Raw genomic sequence first — 21,012 nt, 5'->3', positions numbered from 1 at the left:
CATGACGTTAGAAAGGGGCGGCGCCATGCGGTGTCGCCCCTTTTTTATGACGCGGCGAAGGACTAGGCAGGGATGGTGTTCACGTTTGCCTGTCTGCCGCCGCCCGTTGGAGATCGCCCGTGATTACCGTCACGACCATGACCGCCCTGTTGTGCGGAGCGGTGCTGGCGGTGTTGATCGTCGGCAGTGTGTGGGCGCTGTACGCCGGACTGTCGGCGCGGCGACAGGCGAAGGCGGATCGGGGGCTGTACGATTCGCTGCGGGCGACGCTGGCAGGGTCGCCGGCGCTGGCGATGGTAGTGCGTGCCGACGGGCGGCTGTCGATCGACCGGCCACTGGCCGACCGATTGGGCCAGGACGAATTGCCCGCGACCGCCGCCGATCTGGGCAATCCCGACAATGGTCTGGAGCCCGGTAGCGCCGACCGGCTGCTCGATGCGATCAACGGTGCGCTGCGCGGGGGCAAACCGTTCCGTACCGTCATCCGTGCCACCGGATCGGCCCGCTCGCTGTTCGCGATCGGCGACCGTGCCCCGCCCGAACTGAACACGCCGGGCGGGGTGCTGGTGTGGTTCTTCGACGCGACGGAATTCCATGACGAGATCGCCACGCTGGGCGCCGAGGCCGAGGAATATCGCTCGGCGTTCGATGCGTTATCCAGCCTGATCGAGGCCGCGCCGATGCCGATGTGGTATCGCGACGATTCGCTGCGCCTTGCCATGGTCAACACCGCCTATGTCCACGCGGTCGACGCGACCGATGCGGGGGAGGTCATCGGCCGTCAGGTCGAACTGGTCGAGGGTGTCGGCATGGGTGGCCCGCTGGCCAGCGCATCGATCGCGCGCGATACCGGGCAGCCGCAACAGGCGGCGATGCCGGCGACGATCAATGGCGAGCGGCGGATGCTGCGCGTTCACGACATGCCGCTGCGCGATGGCGGTACAGGTGGCTTCGCCATCGACGTGCACGAGATCGAGGAGGCGCGCGGCAAGCTGAAGCGCAGCCGCGATGCGCAGCGGGCGATGCTCGACCGGCTGTCGGCGGGGGTGGCGCAATTCGCACCCGACCGGACGCTGGTATTCTACAACCAGCCCTTCATCCGCACCTTCGCGATGAAGCCCGAATGGCTGGCCGACCGGCCCGAATTCGATCGGGTGCTCGACCGTATGCGTGAGGCCAAGCGCCTGCCCGAAGTGCGCGACTTTCCGGGGTGGAAGGCCGAGCGGCGCGACTGGTTCCGGGCGGCGGAGGGCGCGATCGAGGAGCAATGGCATGTCCCCGGCGGCACCCATCTGCGCGTCGTCGCCCAGCCGCTGCCGGAAGGCGGACTGCTGGTGATCTTCGAGGATCGGACCGAGGAAGTGCAGCTGGCCAGCGCGCGCGACACGTTGCTGCGCGTGCGCACGGCGACGTTCGACAATCTGTTCGAGGCGCTGGGTGTGTTCGCCGCCGATGGCCGTTTGCAGATCTGGAACGCGAAGTTCCGGCAGGTCTGGGGGCTGGACGATGCGTTTCTCGACGCGCATCCCCGCGTCGACGCGCTGGCCGAGCGGGTCGCCGACAGTCTCGCCAATCCGGGCCGCGCGGCGCTGATCCCCGAACTGGTCCGTTTCGCCACGCAACAGCGGATGCAGCGTTCGGGGCGCTTCGCGATGGCCGACGGACGGCATTATGAATTCGGCGCGGTGCCGCTGCCCGATGGCAACGCGCTGCTGACGATGCTCGACATTTCCGACAGCCGGCGGATGGAACAGGCGCTGCGCGACCGGAACGAGGCGCTGGAGGCAGCCGACCGGGTCAAGAACGCCTTCGTCGCGTCGATGAGCTACGAACTTCGCACGCCGCTGACCTCGATCAAGGGGTTCGCCGAGATGTTGCAGGCGGGCTATGCCGGCAAGCTGAGCGAGGATGGCGGGCGCTATACTGACGCGATCCTCGAATCGGTCGAACGACTGAGCGGGTTGATCGACGACACGCTCGACCTGACCGCCAACGAAACGCTGCCGGTGGCGCGGGCGACGGTCGCGCTGAAGATGATCGCTACCGAAGCGGCGGAGGCGGCGCGCCCGACGGCGATCGCGCGCGGCATCGAACTGGCAGTCGAAGTTATGCCGACGGCCGGGGTGATGCTGGGCGATGCACGGCGATTGCGGCAGGCGATCGGCCATCTGCTCGACCATGCGCTGGGCGGATTGCGGCAGGGCGGACGCGTGCTGTTGCACGTCGATGGCGATGCACAGCGGGCGCAGGTCGTCGTGTCCGACGATGGTCCCGGCATGTCGAAGGATGCCGTCGCCCGCGCTTTCGACCGGTTCGCGCAGGCAGGGGCGGCGCGGGTCGGCGAACGCGCGCTCAGCCTTGACCTGCCGCTTGCACGGCAGGCGGTAGAGGCGCATGGTGGCACGATCGAACTGGTGTCCGAAAAGGGGCTGGGCACGCTGGTTACGATCGACCTGCCGCGCGAACCGTGATGCATCTGCCCGACGAAACGTCCGCCCACGCCTTGGGTGCGCGGCTGGCCGCGGTATTGCAACCGGGCGATGTCGTCGCATTGTCCGGGCCGCTGGGAGCAGGCAAGACCAGCATCGCGCGCGGGCTGTTGGCGGCGCTGGGGCTGGAGGGCGAGGCACCGTCGCCGAGCTTCGCGATCGTCCAGCCCTATGACCCGCCCGAGGTGCGGATGAGCGTGCTGCACGTCGATCTCTACCGGATCGAGCATCCCGACGAAGCGCGCGAACTGGGGCTGGACGAGGCGCTGGAGGACGCCGCGCTGGTGGTCGAATGGCCCGAACGGCTGGGCGACGATCCATGGCCCGATGCGCTGTGGCTGACCCTCGCCTTCGATGCGGGCGGCGGGCGGCGCTTGACAGCGCGGGTGCCGGGCGCTTGGGAAGGTCGATGGCCGCTGACCTGAACCCGCGCGATGCGGCACCTGCTTTCCTGACGCAAGCCGGATGGGGCGATGCCCAGATATTGCCGCTGGCGGTCGATGCCTCGTTCCGCCGCTATTACCGGGTAATCGGCACCGGGCGGACGGCGGTGCTGATGGACGCGCCCCCGCCCGAGGATACGCGCAAGTTCGCGCAGATGGCGGCGTGGCTGGCCGAACGGGGATTTGCCGCACCCGCGATCCTCGCCGACGATGCCGCCGCCGGCTTCATGCTGCTGGAGGATTTCGGCGACATGCGAATGCGCGAGACCGTCGACGCCGCACCGGAAAGCGAGGCGCGGCTGTACGCGGCGGCGGTCGACCAGTTGCTGCGGCTGCAACGGCATGAAGCGGCACCGGTCCCGCCCTATGATCGCGCCTTCATCCTGCGCGAAGCCGATCTGCTGATCGAATGGTATTGCGATGCGCTGGCGCTGTCGGTCGATCGCGAGGGCTACACCGCGGTGTGGAATGCCGCGTTCGATGCGCTGCCCGACATGCCGGTCGTTACGGTGTTGCGCGACTATCATGCCGAAAACCTGATGCTGCTCGACGATGCGCGGCTGGGCCTGCTCGATTTTCAGGACGCACTGGCCGGCCATCCCGCCTACGACCTCGTGTCGCTGTTGCAGGATGCGCGGCGCGACGTGCCGGCGGTGGTCGAGGCGTCGATGATCGCCCGCTACCGTGAATCGACCGGCGTGGGGGAGGGGTTCGACGCCGCCTATCACCTGTTCGGCGCCCAGCGGAATGCGAAGATCCTCGGCATCTTCACCCGGCTGTGGCGGCGCGACGGCAAGCCGCGCTATGGGGCGCTGTGCCCGCGCGTGTGGCGCTATCTGGAACGCGATCTCGCCCATCCGGCGCTGGCCGGGGTCGCGCGCTGGTTCGATCTCAACATTCCGCCGCACAAACGCGGCGATCCGCAGGAACTCGCATGACCACGCTCCGTTCGATCCGCCCCCATCCGCAGGCGCAGGTGCCCGAAACCGCGATGGTGCTGGCGGCGGGGCTGGGCAAGCGGATGCGCCCGCTGACCGCGATGCGTCCGAAGCCGCTGGTCGAAGTGGCGGGCAAGCCGTTGATCGACCACGTGTTCGACCGTCTGCGCGGAGCGGGGGTCAAGCGGGCGGTGGTGAACGTCCATTACCTCGCCGATGCGATGGAAGCGCATCTGAAGCACCGGGTGAAGGGCATCGACGTCACCGTGTCCGACGAACGCGCGCAGTTGCTGGAGACCGGTGGCGGGCTGGTGCAGGCACGCGACCTGATCGGCGACCAGCCGTTCGTCTGCGTCAATTCGGACAATTTGTGGGTCGACGGCCCGGTCGATTCGATCAAGCTGCTCAGCGCGTTGTGGGACGATGCGAAGATGGACGCGCTGCTGCTGCTGGTGCCGCAGGCGCTGGCACACGGCCATCGCGGGCCGGGCGATTTCCATATCGACGCGATGGGCCGCATCACCGGCCGCCGCAAGCCCGGTCGCCTCGCGCCGTTCGTGTTCACCGGCGTGCAGATCTTGTCGCCGCGCGTCATCGCCGACTGGCCTGAGGGTGCCTTTTCCACCAACCTGTTCTGGAACCGCGCGATCGAGGCGGGCCGCGCCTACGGTGTCGTGCATCAGGGACTGTGGTTCGACGTCGGCACGCCCAGTGCGATTCCCATGACCGAAGCGTTCCTCGCCGATGGCTGAGGCGAAGCGCCTCGGCCTCTACACCATTCCGATCCACCGCGCGTTCGCCGACGCGCTCGCGGTCGGGCTGATCCGCCGGTTCGGCAGTGATCCGATCGCGCTGGCACAGGGCATGGTGCTGGTCCCCACCAACCGTGCCAAGCGAACGGTGCAGGAGGCGTTCGTCCGCGCCAGCGGCGGCGGTCTGCTGCTCCCCCGGCTGGTCGCGATCGGTGATCCCGAACTGGACGAAGGGGCAGGCAGCTTCGCCGATCCCGCCGATGCCACGCCGATCCCGCCCGCGATCGATCCGCTGGCCCGGCGGATGATCCTCGCCCGGCTGGTCGCGGAGGAGCGCCAGCGCGCCGGCCGCCCGGTCGATGGCGCGGAGGCGGTGCGGCTGGCGGGCGATCTTGCCGCGACGCTCGACCAGCTGCTGGTCGAGGAAGTCGATCCGGCGGCCTTGCGCGACCTGAACCTCGATGAGGCACTGTCGGCGCATTGGGAACGCTCGCTCGAACTGTTCCGCATCGTGCTCGATCGCTGGCCGGGCGAGCTGGCGTCGCTGGGGCGGATCGATTTGGCGGACCGTCGCACGCGCCTGCTCAAGCGGCTGTGCGCGCGCTGGACCGCGCAGCCGCCCAAGGGGTTCGTCTGCGCGGCGGGCATTGCCACCAACGCGCCCGCCATCGCCCGCATCCAGAAATGCGTCGCCGGACTGCCCAGGGGGATGGTGGTCCTGCCGGGCCTCGACCTCGCGATGGATGACGATGAATGGGCGTCGCTGGGGCCGCATGCGCCCGATCCGGTGACCGGGCGGCGCAGGCGATCGATCGAGACCCACCCGCAATATCACCTGAAACTGCTGCTCGACCGGATGGGCGTCAACCGCCGCGAATTCGTCCGATGGCAGGCGGCGAGCGAGCATGACGCGACGCCGACGCGCAGCCGTGCCATCGCCACCGCGCTCAGCCCCGCCGATCGCACGCATCACTGGATTGACGTGCCCGCTGCCGATCGCCGGCTGTCGGGCGTTCGCATGGTCGAACTCGCGACCCCTGCCGAGGAAGCACAGGCGATCGCCATCGCGCTGCGCGAGGCGTTGGAGACGCCCGGCCGCACCGCCGCCCTGGTCACGCCGGACCGGGCGCTTGCCCGGCGGGTCGCGGCCCACATGGCGCGCTGGGACGTTGCGGTCGACGATTCCGCCGGACAGCCACTGTCGCTGCTGGCCCCCGGTACGCTGCTGCTGGCGCTGGTCGAGGCGGCGGCGCAGGGTTTCGCGCCGGTCGCGCTGCTGGCGCTGCTCAAACATCCGCTGGTGCGCAGCGGCGAGGCCGAACAGCGCGTCGTTTGGCTGGACGGGGTGCGGCGACTCGACCGTGCCCTGCGCGGACCGCGCCCGGCGCCGGGGCTGGCCGGGATCGAGCGACATCTGCGCGAGGGCGAACCGCGCGATGCCGCGATCCGCGCGGCGGCGCAGTCTTTTTGGGACATTGCTTGCCCGTTGCTGACGCCGCTGGCGACCGCCTTTGCCGCCGGAGCACAGCCGCTGGCCGATCTGCTGGTGCTGCTGCGCGAGACCGCGAGCGAACTGGCGGGCGATGCCGCGTGGAGCCGACCCGAGGGGCGCGCCGCCGCCGAACTGATCGCCGCGCTGGAGGAACAGGCACCGATCGGACCGCCTACGATCGACCCGCGCACGTTGCCGGCACTGTTGCGCACGCTGCTCGATGAAGTCGCGGTGCGTCCGCCGCAGGGGGCGCATCCCCGGCTCGCCATTCTCGGCCTGCTCGAAGCACGCTTGCAGACCGCCGACCTGATGATCCTCGGCGGTCTGAACGAAGGGGTCTGGCCGCAACTGCCGTCGCCCGATCCGTGGCTTGCGCCGCGCATCCGTGCCGACCTTGGCTTGCCCGGCCTCGAACGCCGCATCGGCCTTGCCGCGCATGATTTTGCCGGGGCCTTGGGTGCGCGCGACGTGATCCTGACCCGTGCGGCGCGCGATGCGACAGCGCCGACCATCGCCTCGCGACTGTGGCTGCGCTTGCAGGCATTGGACGACGGGCTGGAGCGTGCCGGCCATCTGCGCGACTGGGCGCGGGCGATCGATACGCCGGATCGCTATGCCGCCGCGTCGCGTCCGGCACCGCGTCCGCCGGTGGCGCAGCGCCCACGCCGCATCTCGGTGACCGAGGTCGACCGGTTGAAGGCCGATCCATACGCCTTTTACGCCAAGCGGATGCTGCGCCTGTCGCCGCTCGACGCGGTCGATGCCGATCCGACCGCCGCATGGCGCGGCACGGCGGTGCACGGCGTGCTCGAACGCTGGGCGCGCGAGGACGGGCTGGACCCGGCGAAGCTGCATCGCCGGTTGCAGGCCCTATCCGACGATCCGCGCACCCACCCGCTGCTGCGCGCCTTGTGGGTGCCGCGGCTGCGCGAGGCGATCGACTGGGTCGCCGCCTTCACCCACGAGAAGCTGGCCGAGGGCCGGATCGTCGCGGGCGTCGAATGCGACGGCCGGCTGGAGATCGCGGGCGTCGAACTGTCGGGCAAGGCCGACCGCATCGACCGCGCGAGCGACGGCAGCCTTGCCATCATCGACTACAAGACCGGCAAGGCCCCGAGTGCGAAGGCGGTCGCCGCCGGCTACAGCCTGCAATTGGGGCTGTTGGGGTTGATGGCGGAGCGCGGCTGCTTCGGCGGGGTGCGCGGTACCGCCACCGCGTTCGAATATTGGTCGCTGACTAAGGACGGCGACCGCTTCGGCAAGATGACCTCGCCGGTCAATGTTGACGGATCGAAGGGGCGGGTGGTCGCCGACGATTTCGTTGCCATCGCCAAGGGGCATTTTGAAAACGCCGTCGCCCGATTTCTGACCGGCGATGAGGCGTTCACCGCCAAGCTCGTCCCCGAATATGCCCCCTATGCCGAGTATGACCAGTTGATGCGCCGCGACGAATGGTATGGCCGTGAGTGAGGTCCGCGCGCTCCAGCGGTTGAAGAACGACCAGGCGGCGGCCAGCGACCCGCATCGCCATGTCTGGCTGTCGGCCTCCGCCGGCACCGGCAAGACGCACGTTCTGTCGGCGCGCGTATTCCGGCTGTTGCTGCGCGGCGTCGATCCGGCGGCGATCCTCTGCCTGACCTTTACCAAGGCGGGGGCGGCGGAAATGGCCGAGCGCGTCGCCAGCCGTCTGGCGCGCTGGGTCCGCTTGCCGACCGCCGATCTGAAGGCCGATCTGTTCGCGCTGGGCGAGGATGTGAACGATCCCGCGCTGCTGGCCCGAGCGCGCACCCTGTTCGCGCGCGTGCTCGACGCACCGGGGGGCGGCGTGCGGATCCAGACGATCCACGGCTTCTGCCAGAGCCTGCTCGCCGGTTTTCCGGTCGAGGCGGGGCTGGTACCTGGCTTCCGCCCGTTGGAGGCGCGCGAGGAAGCCGGCATGGCGCGCGAGGCGCTGGCCGAATTGCTGGTCGAAGAACAACGCACCGGCTCTACCCGGATCGGTGACGCCATCGCCGCCATGTCGCTGCGCATGGGCGAGGGGGCGGCGGAGGGTTTCCTGCGCGAATGTGCGCGCAATCCGCAGGCGATGGCCGAGTTGCCGAGCGGCATCCAGCCCTTCCTGCGCCGCGCCTTCCACCTACCGTCGGGCGATGTCGACGAGGTGATCGCGCAGGCGTGCAGCGACGACGAATTCGACCGCGACGCGCTCGAACGTTTGGCGGAGGCCAATCGCCTTTGGGGCACCGCGACGGGGCAGAAACTGCATGGCGCGATCATGGATTGGCTCGCGCAACCGCCGGCCGAGCGCGCGCTGCGGCTGGGCGACGTGCGGGGCATGTTCTTTACCCAGAAGGATACGCTGAAAAAAGCATCGGCCAAGCTGATCGCCGCCGATCCGGACTACGACGAATTGGCCGATGCGGTCGGCACTCGCGCCGCCGAACTGCTGTCGATCCGCGCACAGGCCGGCTATGCCGACGCGCTGGCCGGTGCGCTGGAGGCAGGCCGCGCCTATGCCGATGCCTATGTCCGCGCCAAGCGGCGCGCCGGGGCGGTCGATTTCGACGATTTGATCCGCGAGACGCTGAACCTGCTGGCGCAACCCGGCATTGGCGACTGGGTCCGCTTCAAGCTCGACCAGACCACCGAACACGTCCTGATCGACGAAGCGCAGGACACCAATCCGCAGCAATGGGCGATCGTGCGTTCGCTGGTCGAGGAATTTTTCAGCGGCGACGCGGTGCGCGCGGCGGGCATGCGGACGCTGTTCGTCGTCGGCGATTACAAGCAGGCGATCTTCGGCTTCCAGGGCACCGACCCGATCTATTTCCGCGCCGCGCATCAGGACTTTACCCGTCGCGCCGAACTGCCGAGCGAATATCGCGGCGACGCACGCGAACTCGACACGCTGTCGCTGACCCACAGTTTTCGGACAACGCGGCCGGTCCTCGAATTCGTCGACGCCGCTATTGCCGCCTTGCCCGATCCCGGCATGGGCATCGACACGCCCGAAACCCATGACAGTGAAGTGCCTGGTCCGGGCACCGTCGCTCTGTGGGCGCCGACCGTCGTTGAGGCGGCGGTCGATGACGAGGAAGGCTGGATCGACGATTCGACCCGCGTGATCGCCCGGGACATCGCTAGCGCGATCAAGCGCTGGATCGGCACGCTGCCGCTGGAATCCAAGGGGCGGACGCTGCAGGCCGGTGACATCATGGTGCTGGTCAAGCGGCGCGGCGACCTCGCCTCGCTGATCGTAGCGCGGCTTTATGCGGAGGGCGTGCCGGTCGCGGGTGTCGACCGGCTGCGCCTCGATGCGCCGCTCGCGGTGCAGGATCTGCTGGCCGCGATCCGCTTCGCGCTCCAACCCGAGGACGATCTGAGCCTCGCGAACCTGCTGGTATCGCCGCTGATCGGCTGGACGCAGGAACAGTTGCTGGCCGGCGCGCTGCGCGAGGGCGGGAGCCTGTGGCGGCATCTTCGCCAAACGAACAGCGACGCGGTCGAGCCGCTGTCGCGCATCCTGCGCCGTGCCGATTTCGCCACCCCCTATCGCTTCCTCGAGGAACTGCTGTCGGGTGAGCTCGACGGCCGCCGCAAACTGATCGCGCGGCTGGGCGAGGAAGCGCGCGATCCGATCGACGAACTGCTCAACGCCGCCCTGTCGTTCGAAAGCGTCGCGACCTCGTCGCTCCAGCGCTTCGTCGAATGGTTCGACCGTGGCGAGGTGGAGATCAAGCGTGACGCCGGTGCATCGGGCGGCGCAGTGCGGGTGATGACCGCCCATGGGTCGAAGGGGTTACAGGCGCCGCTGGTTTTGCTGGCGGACGCTGCGATCGATCCCGCCAACAGCCGCCGCGATATCGTCGCGTGGTCGCCGGAAGGGCATGACGGAGCCTCCTTTCCGGTGTTCCGCCCGCGCAGCAGCGAACGCGGCACGTCGGTCGACGACGAAGTTGCCAAGCGTGACCGGAGTGATTTGGAAGAACATTGGCGGCTCTTCTACGTCGCCGCGACCCGCGCTGAGGAACGGCTCGTCATCGCCGGTGCCCCCTCCGCCCGCTGCCAGGGCGTGCCGCCGGCGCTCAGCTGGTACAGCGCCGCCGCCGCCGCTTTCGACGCGCTCGGCGTACCGGAAGGGGAGGGCGAGCGCGTGTTCACCGGCCTGACCCGCCAGACCCCTGTCGCGGCTCGCACCCGGCGCGGCACACCTCAACCCGCGTCAGAGGCCCCACCGGCATGGCTGCGCGCTTCCGCACCCGAAGAAGCGCGCCCGCCACGCCCGCTTGCCCCGTCCGCGCTGGGCGAGGACGAGGTGTCCGACCCGCCGCCCAGTGCGACGATGAGCGCCGCCGCCGAGCGCGGACGGCTGCTGCACCAGTTGTTCGAACGCCTGCCCGACCTGCCACGCGCCGACCGCGCGGACGCCGCCGAACGCTGGCTTGCCGGGGCGGCGGGGGTCGAGGACGCGAAGCTGCGCCAGCGCGTCACGCGCGACGCGATGGCGATCCTCGACGATCCGGTTTTCGGCGACCTGTTCGGTCCCGACGCGCTTGCCGAAGCGCCGATCGCCGCCGTCGTCGGCACGCAGGTCGTCGCCGGTACCGTCGACCGGCTGTGCATCGGCGACAGGATCGTGCGCGTCGTTGACTTCAAGACCGGTCGCCGCGTGCCGTCCTCGATCGACGACATTCCGGTCTATCACCTGAAGCAGATGGCCGCCTATGCCGCCGCGCTAGCGGTCATCTTTCCCGACCGCGCGATCGAGGCGGCACTGCTCTACACCGCCGGCCCGACGCTGTTCGTCCTGCCCGCCGACCTGCTCGACACGCACAAGCCCGGCTTGGGGGCAGGGGAACAAAGCTTGCCTCGCGAAGCTTGAGGAGCCACGCTCCCGACCATAGATATCGGCCATAAGGAGATATATATGCCGACCAAGACCGTTACCGACGCCAGCTTTTCCGCCGACGTCCTGCAATCCGACAAGCCGGTGCTGGTCGATTTCTGGGCGGACTGGTGCGGCCCGTGCAAGATGATCGCCCCGGCGCTCGAAGAAATCGCCGACGAACTGGGCGACAAGGTGACGATCGCCAAGGTCGACATCATGGCCAACCCCGACACCGCCGGTTCGATGGGCGTGCAGTCGATCCCGCTGCTGAAGCTGTTCAAGAACGGCCAGCCGGTCGCCGACCTGCTCGGCGCGCGGCCGAAGAGCCAGTTGAAGGCGTGGCTCGAGGGTGAACTGGGCTGATGACACGGAGGGTGAAGGTCGGATGGACGATCTTCGCCCTTTTGGTTCTTGTCTGCGTCGGCCTTGGCTGGGCATCGCCCACGGACACGTCATCCGCGAAGCGGTTGGTCGACAACGGTATTCGATTGTTGACCGGTTACGACCCGAAATTCCGATGCTTCGAAATCGAAAGCGTTGGTGGAACAAGGATTAACCAGTTCGTCGGTCCCCGCCGATGCTACGACTTTTTGCCACCCCGTTCCTACGACGGCATTTACGTAGATGAATTCGAAGGCCGCCGATTTGTCCCGATCGATTGGCCGAGCGGACGTAACTATACTGCACCTTCTATCTGGTTCGACGTCGACGAGGCGTCCAACCTGCGCGCTGCTCGGGCTTTTGCCAGCAATTTTGGCAAGCGCGACGGTCAGTATCGGCTGTGGCGGGTCAGGTTCGTCGGTCGCGAAACGGTGCGACCAGGGCGCTATGGTCATATGGGCATGAGCAAGCGCCTGCTGCTTGTCGACCGCATGGTCAAAGCCGACCTGCTCCTGACCCATTACGACTATCTACCTGACGGTTTTGACCCGCGAACCATCAACTCCGATAATCGGCGTTGATCGAAATATACCCATGCGTTAGGTCGCAGGTCCAAACGGTCGCGCGCCCTTCACCGAGGTTCAGGTCTACGCCGATCTCGACGTCCTGTCCCCTCAGGTGCGCGGCGACCGGCGCCTCGTCATAGCCCGCCACCGCAAGACCGCCCTCGGCCACCTGCGTCGTGCCGAACCGGATCGCCAGCTTGTCGCGCTCGGCTGGCTCGCCAGCCTTGCCGACCGCCATCACCACCCGGCCCCAATTCGCGTCCTCGCCCGCGATGGCGGTCTTGACCAAAGGCGAGTTGGCGATGCTCATTGCGATCCGGTGGGCGCTGCCGTCACTGTCCGCACCTTCGACGGTGACGGCGATGAACTTCGTCGCACCCTCGCCATCGCGCACCACCAGATGCGCCAGCTGCCGGCACAGGTCGTGGAGCGCCGCCACGAACGCATCCGCCCCGTCGTCATCGAACGACGCGATCGGCTGTCCGCCCGCCGCGCCGGTCGCGAAGGCGAGCACCGTGTCGCTGGTCGAGGTATCGCCATCGACCGTGATGCACGAGAAGGTCTGGCGATTGGCCGCCTCCAGCGCGGCTTGCAGGAACGCCGGATCGACCGCTGCATCGGTAAAGATGAACCCCAGCATCGTCGCCATGTCGGGCGCGATCATGCCCGACCCCTTGATGATGCCGGCCAGCTTGACCGTCCGGTCGCCGACCTTCGCGGCGGTGAATGCGCCCTTGGTGAAGGTGTCGGTCGTGCCGATCGTCTCCGCCGCCGCTTCCCAGTCACTGGGTTCGGCGACGAACGCCGCGTCCAGCCCGGCCTCGGCCTTGTCTATCGGCAGCGGCACGCCGATCACCCCGGTCGAGGCGACGAACACATCGGAGGGCTGGCACCCCATCGCCTGCGCAGTACGTGCCGCGATCGCCTCGACCGCTGCGCGGCCCCGGTCGCCGGTAAAGGCGTTGCTGTTGCCCGCATTGACCACCAGCGCCCGCGCGCGCCCAAGCACCAGCGCGCGGCGGCACCATTCGACTTCGGGCGAGGGGCATTTGCTGTTGGTCAGCACCCCCGCCACCGCCGTCCCCTCGGCCAGCGTCGCAAAGGTCAGGTCGCACCGATCCCAATTCTTGTACCGCGCCCGCGCCACGCGCAGCGTCACCCCCGCGATAGGCGGCAGCGCGGGAAAGGGCGTGGCGAGCGGCGATACGGCAGTCGACATGGGCGCGGTGTCCGGTCTAGCCTGCGCCGCAGATGGGGCAGGGGGTGGAGATGCGACGGTTCCTACGCATGGGCGCGGCGGTTGCAACGCTTTGTTGTGGGGGTGGGGCGTGGGCGCAGACTGATCCGCAAGCAAAGGACGCCCATCTGTGGGTAACGCAAGACGATTACCCGGCCGAAGCGCTGCAAAAGGGGGAAGCGGGCATCGTCGCGTTCGAAACGCAGGTCGATCCGGCCGGTAAACCGACCAGCTGTCAAACGACGCAGTCCAGCGGTAGTGCAATTCTCGATACCACGACCTGCCGTCTGGTAATGGAACGTGGCTCTTTCAAACCCGCAACCGACGCCAAAGCCAGGTCCGTAGCGGGCAAATGGAAGATGCGGGTCAAGTGGAACCGGCCGTCGACGGTAGTCGCGCCAACGGTGGTACGGTCGTTCGCGCTAATTGAGCAACTGACGTTTGATGCACAGGGCAATATTGCCGACTGTGCCGGACGCGCCTCGGGCGAACTGGGCAGTGAAATGCCGGTATGCCTGCGCGTAGGCGACTCGTTGGTCGTCAGCCAGTTTATGACCGGTCGGCATCGCAACGGCGTGGCGACACGCACGGTAAGGCAGCTTGTGGAAGGTGATCCAATGCCTGCAGATGCGCCGTCCAGCGACGTGCCGCCGAACTGGATAGTGGAGCGAAACTTCACGTTGCAACCGGATGGTACGATTGCCGACTGTTCGCAGCGGGAGTCAGGCAAAGGCATCGTACCGTGTGAAACGCGGGGAAGCTACACACCGCCATCGAACGGACGACCTCACCGGGTGACCTTCGAAACACGCTGGGCGTTCCAGCCGAACAAGTAGCGCCGACCGGGTGGACGCCGGGCCGCCCATTCCCTATGTCTCGCCCACTTGCGACCGGGCGACCCGTCGCGAAACCAAACCGTCTGGACGTATCGCTTGCGTTTGCTGCTGTTCCTCTCTGCGCTGCTGACGGGCCTGACCGGCCTGCTCCCCGGCGTGGGAGTCGCGAATGCGCGGCAGGTGGCGGCTGCGCAGGCGGTTGCGGGGCAGATCGCGGTCGCGATCGTCGAAGCGCCGTCGGCCACGATCGTTCGACCCGAACAGCCGCTCGCCGGTGATCCGCAACCGCTGTTCCTGACGCCCGCCCCGCATGTCGCCGTCCGCGACCGGACGCTGCGCACCCACGAATAGCGCCCACCCGCGCTTCTCCGTCCCTTTTCCAACGCGCAGCCGCCGGATCGTTCGCGGCGCGCGCTCCGCATTCCCAAGGAAGCACATCCATGTTCGGTGGCCTCGCCAAATCGCTGTTCGGGTCGTCCAACGACCGCTACGTCAAGTCGCTCGGTTCGATCGTCAACAAGATCAACGGGTTCGAACCCACCCTGACCGCCATGTCCGACGAGGAACTGGCGGCGCAGACCCCGAAGTTCCGCGAGCAGCTGGCGAACGGTGCCAGGCTCGACTCGCTGTTGCCTGAAGCCTTCGCCACTGTCCGCGAAGCCGCGCGTCGGGTGCTCGGCATGCGCCACTTCGATGTGCAGATGGTCGGCGGTATCGTCCTCCACCGCGGCGAGATCGCCGAGATGCGCACCGGCGAGGGCAAGACGCTCGTCGCGACGCTCGCCTGCTATCTGAACGCGCTGCCGGGTGAGGGCGTCCATGTCGTTACCGTCAACGACTATCTGGCACGGCGCGACGCGGCCCAGATGGGGCAGGTGTACGGTTTCCTTGGCCTGACGACCGGCGTGATCGTGCCGAACATTCCCGATCACCAGCGCCGCGAAGCCTATGCCGCCGACATCACCTACGGCACCAACAACGAATTTGGCTTCGATTACCTGCGCGACAATATGAAGTTCGACCGCGCGTCGATGACGCAGCGGCCGTTCAACTTCGCGATTGTCGACGAGGTCGACTCGATCCTGATCGACGAAGCGCGTACCCCGCTCATCATCTCGGGTCCGACTGACGACAAGTCCGACCTGTATCGCTCGGTCGACGAGATCGTGAAGCGGCTGGCGTCCGACGATTATGAGAAGGACGAGAAGCAGAAGTCGGTGGTTCTGACCGAGGACGGCACCGAGAAGGTCGAACGGATGCTGGAGGAGGCCGGGCTGCTGGTCGGCGCCAACCTCTATGATTTTGAAAACACGCAGGTCGTGCATCATGTGAATCAGGCGTTGCGCGCGAACATGATGTTCAAGCGCGATACCGATTACATCGTGAAGGACGGCAAGGTCGTCATCATCGACGAATTTACCGGCCGCATGATGGACGGCCGCCGCTGGTCCGACGGGCTGCACCAGGCCGCCGAGGCCAAGGAAGGCGTGAATATCGAGCCAGAGAACCAGACGCTCGCCTCGATCACCTTCCAGAATTATTTCCGCATGTATCCGAAGCTGTCGGGCATGACCGGCACAGCGGCGACCGAAGCGCCCGAATTCTTCGACATCTACAAGATGAACGTCGTCTCTATCCCCACCAACGTCGCCGTCCGCCGCGTCGATGAAGAGGACGAGTTCTACAAGACGCTCGACGACAAGTTCCGCGCGATCGCCAAGAAGATCCGCGTCCATGCGTCGCAGGGGCAGCCGGTGCTGGTCGGCACCGTCTCGATCGAAAAGTCCGAAATGCTGTCCGACTTCCTCACGCAGGAGGGCGTCGATCACAAGGTGCTGAACGCGCGCTACCACGAATCCGAAGCGCATATCGTGGCGCAGGCGGGCCGTCTGGGCGCGGTGACCATCGCCACCAACATGGCCGGGCGCGGCACCGACATTCAGCTGGGCGGCAATGCGGAGTTCCGCATGCTCGACGAACACCCCGATCTGGTCGAGGGCACCAGCGAATATGACGCCGCGCTGGCTCGCGTTCGCGCCGAGATCGTCGAGGAAAAGCAGAAGGTGCTGGAGGCCGGCGGTCTGTTCGTGCTCGGCACCGAACGCCACGAAAGCCGCCGCATCGACAACCAGTTGCGCGGCCGTTCGGGGCGTCAGGGTGATCCGGGCCTGTCGCGTTTCTACCTGTGCCTCGACGACGATCTGCTGCGGATTTTCGGACCGGACACGCTGTTCGCCAAGATGATGCGCAACAATATCGAAGACGGCGAGGCGATCGGCAGCAAGTGGCTGAGCCGCGCGATCGAAACCGCACAGAAAAAGGTCGAGGCGCGCAACTACGACGTGCGCAAGCAGGTCGTCGAATATGACGACGTGATGAACGACCAGCGCAAGGTCATCTACGAACAGCGCGCCGACGTGATGGACGCGGAGACGGTCGGCGACGTCGTGGTCGATATGCGCCATGCGACGGTCAACACCGTGGTCGGCGACGCCGTGCCGCCCGACAGCTATCCCGAACAATGGAATGTCGAGGGGCTGCGGGAGCGTGCGGCCGAGCTGCTTGGCGTCGATGCGCCGGTCGCCGACTGGATCGCGAACGAGGACGGCCTCGACGCCGAAACCCTCGAAGAGCGCATTCGCAAGGATGCGGACGCGCTGGTCGATGCGAAGTCGGCCGAACTCGATGCCGACAGCTGGACCCAGATCGAAAAGTCGATCCTGCTCCAGACGCTCGACCATCACTGGAAGGAGCATCTGGCGATGCTCGACGCATTGCGGGCGGTCATCCACCTGCGCGCCTATGCCCAGAAGACGCCGATCAACGAATATAAGCAGGAGGCGTTCGCGCTGTTCGAACGGATGCTCGCCAGCATCCGCGAGGACGTGACCCGGACGATGGCGCACGCCAACTTCAATTTCCAGGCACCGCCCGAGCTTCCCGAACTGCCCGATTTCCTGACCATGCATATCGACCCGCTGACCGGCGAGGACGACAGCTGGGGCGGGGAGGGCGCGCAGGGCCTGATCACCACCCGCGTGCCGATGCTGCAGATGGCGGCGCCGGTGCCCGACGAGGATCTGGGCGACGATCCGGCCAGTTGGGAAGGCCGCGTCAGCCGCAACGCGCCCTGCCCGTGCGGTTCGGGCCGCAAGTACAAGCACTGCCACGGCGCGCTGGTCGCGTAAGCACTCCGCGTAGTCCGGTACCTTCCCGTATCCCCGCGCAGGTGGGAATCCAGAGCCAAGAGCGTTACGCTTCGTAACCCTGGATCCCCGCCTGCGCGGGGATACGATGGATCGCCCGGCGCATGTCTACAGCGCCATAGAAAAGGCCGCCGCTCCCCATGGGAACGGCGGCCTTTCCATATTCAAGCCCGGATGACGGCGTTACCGCCGCGGTTCTGGCTCCATCACGCTCGGCCCGAGGCTCTGCAACACCGCGCGCGCGTCGAAGGCGCGGATGTTGTTGGTGGGCTTGGGACCCTTGCCCAGCACAATCTCCGCCATCGCCTCATATTTGTCGACCGTGCGGATATCCATCGAATTGCCGAAGAACGGATCGCCCCAGAACGGATCCCATGCGCGCCAGCCGAACGCCGGGCTGCGATAGCGCCATGCCGGACCCCAGCCGCCCCAGCCCAAGCCACCGCCCCAGCCGCCGAACCCCGCACCAAATCCACCGACGCCCGGCGTCGAATAGGTCCGGCTGCGCAGATTGGTATCGCGGTCGGCCATCAGGAAATAGTCGTAACCGCGTTCCAGCGTCAGTTGCGCCGAGCGGTACAGCAGATAGCGCTCGACCGTCTCGCGGGAGGTCAGGCTGTTACCCGAAAAGGCCACCTGATACCGGTTCGGCTCGATCTGCTGGTCGGTATAGCCGTTGCGATAGAAGCCGGACCCGGATGCCGGCTGATACGGGGTCGGCGTCGCGCAGGCGGCCAGTGCCAGCGCTCCAACAAGAGTGGTGCCGATCGCGCGAATGCGGGCACGCGGGGTAGGATGCAGCAACATCAGTTTCTCCAATGCCGCCATGGCTACCGACTCATGGCGATCGTCCATTGCCATAAAGAACGATCCGCCGTGGGTTCGGGTCCAGGGACGCAGCACGACGGAGCGTGGCGTACATCAGATTACCCGATGCTGAACGCCGGTTCAGCAATTGTGTGACGAAGCATTTCCGGCGACGTCCATCGGGTGTAGCCCGACGCCGAAAACAACCGCCACCTTGCCGCAACAACGCGGTGCCCCGATCGGGGAAAATTCCAGATTTTCCGGGGGGTGTCGCTGGCTCCCTGAGTAGGATTCGAACCTACGGCCGCTCGATTAACAGTCGAGCGTAAACCGTTATTTTTCAACGCGCGTTCACCGGTTTTCATGCTCTGTACCGCGTTGATACCCTCTGGGGATATCGAATTTGTCTGAATGGCGGCTGGCGTCGAAAGCTGTGTCGGTTTTGAACCGTGTCACCACTCGACATTCGGCAGGCGATAGGCGATAGGCGACGGTTTAGGCCGATAGCCGGGCAGGGAAGGGCGGCCGATGACAGACACTGACGAACGGCAGGTACGCATCGCTGCAATGTCCGACCATGACCTGCGCCGCGCCTACATCGAGAGCGACGCCGAAGCCGGCGATCCCGAGCAGGATGCGCTCGCGGACGAGATCGAGCGTCGTGGCCTCGACGTCTAATGCCGTCCCCCGACGAGGTCCGCGCCACACTGGTCGCGCTCGCCGAGGATCGCGGCGACAGTCTGTCGTCCCTGTCGCGACTGATCGGCCGCAACGCCGCCTACCTGCACCAGTTCGTAACGCGCGGGACGCCGGCGCGGTTGGACGAGGCGGACCGGCTGGTGCTGGCGAAGCACTTCCGGGTGGACGAACGGCGGCTGGGCGCGCGGGAGCCGTGGACGCCAGCCGAGGCGGCGGAATGAAACGACCGACGCTGTTCCAGATCGAGGCGACGGTGATCGCGGTGCTGATGGCGCTGGCGGTCACGTCGACGGTCGCAACTGCCGTGCGCTGGCTGCTGGCCTAGTCCTTCCATGCGCATGATAACCGCAGCAGCCTGGCTTCCCTAGCGCCGCGACTGGTTTACCTGCCTTGCAATAAATTTACCGATCGGTTAAAAGCGATTCGGCAACACCGGGGGGTAATCTAATGCGAGGAAAAGCTAATGGGACGGCTATTGTACGTGGGGGGTCCACTGGCGGGAAAGGACAGGCGCGATGACCCCTTACGGCAAAGCGATCAGACATCTCCGGATCGACCATGCGATGCTGCTGGGCGAAATGGCTGAGGCTCTAGCCATGAGCCCTAGTTATTTAAGCCAGATCGAAACGGGGAAAAAGGCAATCCCGTCCGATATGACCGGTAAGGTCGTAAGGATGTTTGGACTTGATGCTACGGCGATCGAAGCTCTTCGCTCAGCTGAAGCCCTCTCGGTAAGCGAGTTCAAAATCAGACTTGATAGCTCCGCAAGCGACCAGGACAAATTCATCGCGAACGAGTTCGCTCATGAATTCGCTCGCCTAACACCTGAGGCAAAGACTCGTATCCAGAGCATTGTTCGAGGTGAGGATAAATGAGTATGAACCCGGTGGTCGTAGCGCCTTTGAGCAAGGCTAAGATCGAAGAGTATGCTGTACAGGTGCGACGTACACTCGGTTACGACGACCACCAAGCAGTCGAGATGCTAAAACTCATAGAGCTTCAATTGCCAGATGCGTTGGAAGGATTCTGGTACGATATTGTACCGAACAGTGAACTAGGCGATGCCGAGGCGACTACTTCAATGAACGAAAGATGCATTCGGATCAGCGAAAGATGCTATCGCGCTCTTTCGGATGGCCATCTTCGTTATCAGTTCACGTTGGCGCACGAACTAGGGCATCTTTTACTTCACACCGGCAGACGCGTAGAACTAGCGAGAGGTGCAGTTAAACCGTACCGTGACCCAGAATGGCAGGCCGATTGCTTCGCAGCAGCCTTTCTAGCACCCGCTGATTCCGTTCGGAGATGTCTGTCGGCAGACGAGATTTCAGCTCGATTCAAAATCACAAAGGCAGCGGCCACGGTCCGAGCAAGCAAGCTCGGTCTGCCGTTCGCAATGGATAAGGGGCCCAGCATGCGCCAGACCCCTTAAAAGCCCAGATCAGAACGCGGCCCCTGAAACGGGTGAGCGATCCTTACCGAAGCCCTGTGACAAGGTGCGAGATAATCGCTTTCGGTGAAGGAAGCAATAACGTCGGGCCGCCCATTCGGAGACACGTTGTGTCATCGACTCCTGCCCCTGAGGGGAAGAAGTGGGTGTTCGTGAAGTGGATCACGCGGGATGGAAAGCGCGTCTATGCCAGCTGGTATGGCAAGAAGGCTTTCCGGATCCTCGTTGATGCTGCGTAAGCGGACCAACTCTTCCTGATTTCCAAGCCGGTCGTGCCCCAGCACGACCGGCGGCTTTCGTTATGCATCCTCCCAAGCGCCGGATAGACGCAACTGCCGCACGATCCCATTGAACGCCGCGGTCACCGTCTGCGCCCGGCCGAGCTCATGCTCGCCGCCCGCTCCCTCCCAATATGACACCAGCGGCCAGCGCTCGCGGCAGTGGGGCAGGAGACAGCGCAGCGCCAGCCGCACCGCATGCGTGTCGACGCGCTCTTCGCCGCACCGGGTCACGCCTTGGCGCAGGACGGCTACCGCCAGTTCGATGATGACTCGCTCGTGCCGCCCCATCCGCCTATGGAACGGAAAGGGAACATCAACGCAAGGATTCGATATGGCGTGCCGGCTCTGCACGACGAATAACCGCGAAGCGCTAGTCGAGCGCGTCGCGGAAAAGATGTGGGACAGCCGCATGGGCGAGTTTGAGGTCGCGACGCCGTGGGACCAGGCGGGTGCGACGTGGCAGAGCAAGTTCCGCGAGATGGCGGTCGTCGCGGTGATGGCGCTCGAGCGGTAAAGCTGTCAGCGCGGGCAGTCGTCGCGCATCGGC

19 protein-coding genes are annotated in these 21,012 nt (G+C 66.2%); 16 read left to right on the top strand and 3 right to left on the bottom strand.

Features of this window, described 5'->3' with window-relative positions; all coding sequences use genetic code 11:
* The first annotated feature begins 137 nt into the window (after positions 1-137).
* Genes ASE59_RS10900 through ASE59_RS10865 form a run of 8 tightly spaced genes read left to right on the top strand, consistent with a single transcriptional unit; the run spans position 138 to position 11,964 of the window.
* On the top strand, positions 138-2,471 hold the full coding sequence (locus ASE59_RS10900; protein ID WP_056456434.1) for a sensor histidine kinase: 2,334 nt from the start codon (positions 138-140) through the stop codon (positions 2,469-2,471).
* Positions 2,471-2,914, top strand: coding sequence for a tRNA (adenosine(37)-N6)-threonylcarbamoyltransferase complex ATPase subunit type 1 TsaE (gene tsaE / locus ASE59_RS10895; RefSeq protein ID WP_056455986.1), 444 nt, complete (start codon positions 2,471-2,473; stop codon positions 2,912-2,914). Before ASE59_RS10900 ends, tsaE begins: the two co-directional genes overlap by 1 nt.
* Complete coding sequence (locus tag ASE59_RS10890; RefSeq protein WP_056456433.1) at positions 2,911-3,870, top strand: aminoglycoside phosphotransferase family protein; 960 nt, start codon at positions 2,911-2,913, stop codon at positions 3,868-3,870. Before tsaE ends, ASE59_RS10890 begins: the two co-directional genes overlap by 4 nt.
* The gene (locus tag ASE59_RS10885; RefSeq protein WP_056455984.1) at positions 3,867-4,622 is read left to right on the top strand and encodes a nucleotidyltransferase family protein; all 756 of its coding nucleotides are present in this window, start codon (positions 3,867-3,869) and stop codon (positions 4,620-4,622) included. The genes ASE59_RS10890 and ASE59_RS10885 overlap by 4 nt, the downstream gene beginning before the upstream one ends.
* Positions 4,615-7,584, top strand: coding sequence for a double-strand break repair protein AddB (gene addB, locus ASE59_RS10880; protein ID WP_056455982.1), 2,970 nt, complete (start codon positions 4,615-4,617; stop codon positions 7,582-7,584). Before ASE59_RS10885 ends, addB begins: the two co-directional genes overlap by 8 nt.
* The gene (addA, locus tag ASE59_RS10875; protein ID WP_056455980.1) at positions 7,571-10,996 is read left to right on the top strand and encodes a double-strand break repair helicase AddA; all 3,426 of its coding nucleotides are present in this window, start codon (positions 7,571-7,573) and stop codon (positions 10,994-10,996) included. The genes addB and addA overlap by 14 nt, the downstream gene beginning before the upstream one ends.
* Positions 10,997-11,041: 45 nt before the next feature.
* Positions 11,042-11,365 (top strand): thioredoxin, encoded by a 324-nt coding sequence (gene trxA, locus ASE59_RS10870; protein WP_055760313.1) that lies wholly within the window; start codon positions 11,042-11,044, stop codon positions 11,363-11,365.
* A complete protein-coding gene (locus tag ASE59_RS10865; RefSeq protein WP_156360035.1) occupies positions 11,365-11,964 on the top strand; it encodes a hypothetical protein in 600 nt (199 codons plus the stop codon). Before trxA ends, ASE59_RS10865 begins: the two co-directional genes overlap by 1 nt.
* On the opposite strand, the gene argJ is transcribed toward ASE59_RS10865, so the two are convergent.
* Complete coding sequence (gene argJ, locus ASE59_RS10860) at positions 11,942-13,168, bottom strand: bifunctional glutamate N-acetyltransferase/amino-acid acetyltransferase ArgJ (RefSeq protein ID WP_056455976.1); 1,227 nt, start codon at positions 13,166-13,168, stop codon at positions 11,942-11,944. The two genes, ASE59_RS10865 and argJ, sit on opposite strands and share 23 nt — an antisense overlap.
* Before the next feature lie 68 nt (positions 13,169-13,236).
* Between argJ and ASE59_RS19195 the strand changes: the two genes are divergently transcribed.
* The 3 genes from ASE59_RS19195 (at position 13,237) to secA (ending at position 17,210) form a co-directional block, all read left to right on the top strand.
* Positions 13,237-14,022: a TonB family protein gene (locus ASE59_RS19195; RefSeq protein ID WP_162235310.1), complete on the top strand. Its 786-nt coding sequence runs from the start codon at positions 13,237-13,239 to the stop codon at positions 14,020-14,022.
* Positions 14,023-14,118: 96 nt separating this feature from the next.
* Positions 14,119-14,373, top strand: a complete 255-nt coding sequence (locus ASE59_RS10855) for a hypothetical protein (protein ID WP_156360034.1) — start codon at positions 14,119-14,121, stop codon at positions 14,371-14,373.
* A gap of 89 nt (positions 14,374-14,462) precedes the next feature.
* Entirely contained in the window at positions 14,463-17,210 is a 2,748-nt protein-coding gene (gene secA / locus ASE59_RS10850; protein ID WP_056455972.1) for a preprotein translocase subunit SecA, read from the top strand.
* A gap of 201 nt (positions 17,211-17,411) precedes the next feature.
* On the opposite strand, the gene ASE59_RS10845 is transcribed toward secA, so the two are convergent.
* Entirely contained in the window at positions 17,412-18,089 is a 678-nt protein-coding gene (locus ASE59_RS10845) for a CC0125/CC1285 family lipoprotein (RefSeq protein WP_056455970.1), read from the bottom strand.
* A gap of 474 nt (positions 18,090-18,563) precedes the next feature.
* On the opposite strand from ASE59_RS10845, the gene ASE59_RS19835 reads away from it, so the two are divergent.
* The 4 genes from ASE59_RS19835 (at position 18,564) to ASE59_RS19190 (ending at position 20,166) form a co-directional block, all read left to right on the top strand.
* Positions 18,564-18,713 (top strand): hypothetical protein, encoded by a 150-nt coding sequence (locus tag ASE59_RS19835; RefSeq protein WP_156360033.1) that lies wholly within the window; start codon positions 18,564-18,566, stop codon positions 18,711-18,713.
* The gene (locus ASE59_RS10835; RefSeq protein WP_056455968.1) at positions 18,713-18,955 is read left to right on the top strand and encodes a hypothetical protein; all 243 of its coding nucleotides are present in this window, start codon (positions 18,713-18,715) and stop codon (positions 18,953-18,955) included. Before ASE59_RS19835 ends, ASE59_RS10835 begins: the two co-directional genes overlap by 1 nt.
* A 294-nt stretch (positions 18,956-19,249) precedes the next feature.
* Positions 19,250-19,609, top strand: coding sequence for a helix-turn-helix domain-containing protein (locus tag ASE59_RS10830; RefSeq protein ID WP_056455966.1), 360 nt, complete (start codon positions 19,250-19,252; stop codon positions 19,607-19,609).
* Positions 19,610-19,611: 2 nt separating this feature from the next.
* Positions 19,612-20,166 carry an ImmA/IrrE family metallo-endopeptidase gene (locus ASE59_RS19190; RefSeq protein WP_162235309.1) on the top strand — a complete coding sequence of 185 codons (555 nt, stop codon included), beginning with the start codon at positions 19,612-19,614 and terminating at the stop codon, positions 20,164-20,166.
* Positions 20,167-20,483: 317 nt separating this feature from the next.
* Here ASE59_RS19190 and ASE59_RS10825 read toward each other — a convergent pair whose 3' ends face one another.
* Positions 20,484-20,753: a hypothetical protein gene (locus ASE59_RS10825; RefSeq protein WP_056455964.1), complete on the bottom strand. Its 270-nt coding sequence runs from the start codon at positions 20,751-20,753 to the stop codon at positions 20,484-20,486.
* Positions 20,754-20,796: 43 nt separating this feature from the next.
* Between ASE59_RS10825 and ASE59_RS10820 the strand changes: the two genes are divergently transcribed.
* Positions 20,797-20,979, top strand: coding sequence for a hypothetical protein (locus ASE59_RS10820; RefSeq protein WP_056455962.1), 183 nt, complete (start codon positions 20,797-20,799; stop codon positions 20,977-20,979).
* The last annotated feature ends 33 nt before the right edge of the window (positions 20,980-21,012 follow it).

It is taken from the genome of Sphingomonas sp. Leaf10, assembly GCF_001421245.1.
In the GTDB taxonomy this organism is placed as follows: Bacteria; Pseudomonadota; Alphaproteobacteria; order Sphingomonadales; family Sphingomonadaceae; genus Sphingomonas.
Note: the sequence above shows the minus strand (reverse complement) of the source record. Positions and strands in the feature narration are given on the sequence as shown.

Excerpts from the sequence above, each read along its gene's own strand:
- ASE59_RS10885 (WP_056455984.1), top strand. The coding sequence starts at position 3,867 with ATGACCACGCTCCGTTCGATCCGCCCCCATCCGCAGGCGCAGGTGCCC.
- ASE59_RS10820 (WP_056455962.1), top strand. The coding sequence starts at position 20,797 with ATGGCGTGCCGGCTCTGCACGACGAATAACCGCGAAGCGCTAGTCGAG.
- argJ (WP_056455976.1), bottom strand. The coding sequence starts at position 13,168 with ATGTCGACTGCCGTATCGCCGCTCGCCACGCCCTTTCCCGCGCTGCCG.
- addB (WP_056455982.1), top strand. The coding sequence starts at position 4,615 with ATGGCTGAGGCGAAGCGCCTCGGCCTCTACACCATTCCGATCCACCGC.
- ASE59_RS10825 (WP_056455964.1), bottom strand. The coding sequence starts at position 20,753 with ATGGGGCGGCACGAGCGAGTCATCATCGAACTGGCGGTAGCCGTCCTG.
- tsaE (WP_056455986.1), top strand. The coding sequence starts at position 2,471 with ATGCATCTGCCCGACGAAACGTCCGCCCACGCCTTGGGTGCGCGGCTG.
- secA (WP_056455972.1), top strand. The coding sequence starts at position 14,463 with ATGTTCGGTGGCCTCGCCAAATCGCTGTTCGGGTCGTCCAACGACCGC.
- ASE59_RS19195 (WP_162235310.1), top strand. The coding sequence starts at position 13,237 with ATGGGCGCGGCGGTTGCAACGCTTTGTTGTGGGGGTGGGGCGTGGGCG.
- trxA (WP_055760313.1), top strand. The coding sequence starts at position 11,042 with ATGCCGACCAAGACCGTTACCGACGCCAGCTTTTCCGCCGACGTCCTG.
- ASE59_RS10830 (WP_056455966.1), top strand. The coding sequence starts at position 19,250 with ATGACCCCTTACGGCAAAGCGATCAGACATCTCCGGATCGACCATGCG.
- ASE59_RS19835 (WP_156360033.1), top strand. The coding sequence starts at position 18,564 with ATGACAGACACTGACGAACGGCAGGTACGCATCGCTGCAATGTCCGAC.
- ASE59_RS10845 (WP_056455970.1), bottom strand. The coding sequence starts at position 18,089 with ATGGCAATGGACGATCGCCATGAGTCGGTAGCCATGGCGGCATTGGAG.
- ASE59_RS19190 (WP_162235309.1), top strand. The coding sequence starts at position 19,612 with ATGAACCCGGTGGTCGTAGCGCCTTTGAGCAAGGCTAAGATCGAAGAG.
- ASE59_RS10900 (WP_056456434.1), top strand. The coding sequence starts at position 138 with ATGACCGCCCTGTTGTGCGGAGCGGTGCTGGCGGTGTTGATCGTCGGC.
- ASE59_RS10835 (WP_056455968.1), top strand. The coding sequence starts at position 18,713 with ATGCCGTCCCCCGACGAGGTCCGCGCCACACTGGTCGCGCTCGCCGAG.
- addA (WP_056455980.1), top strand. The coding sequence starts at position 7,571 with ATGGCCGTGAGTGAGGTCCGCGCGCTCCAGCGGTTGAAGAACGACCAG.
- ASE59_RS10865 (WP_156360035.1), top strand. The coding sequence starts at position 11,365 with ATGACACGGAGGGTGAAGGTCGGATGGACGATCTTCGCCCTTTTGGTT.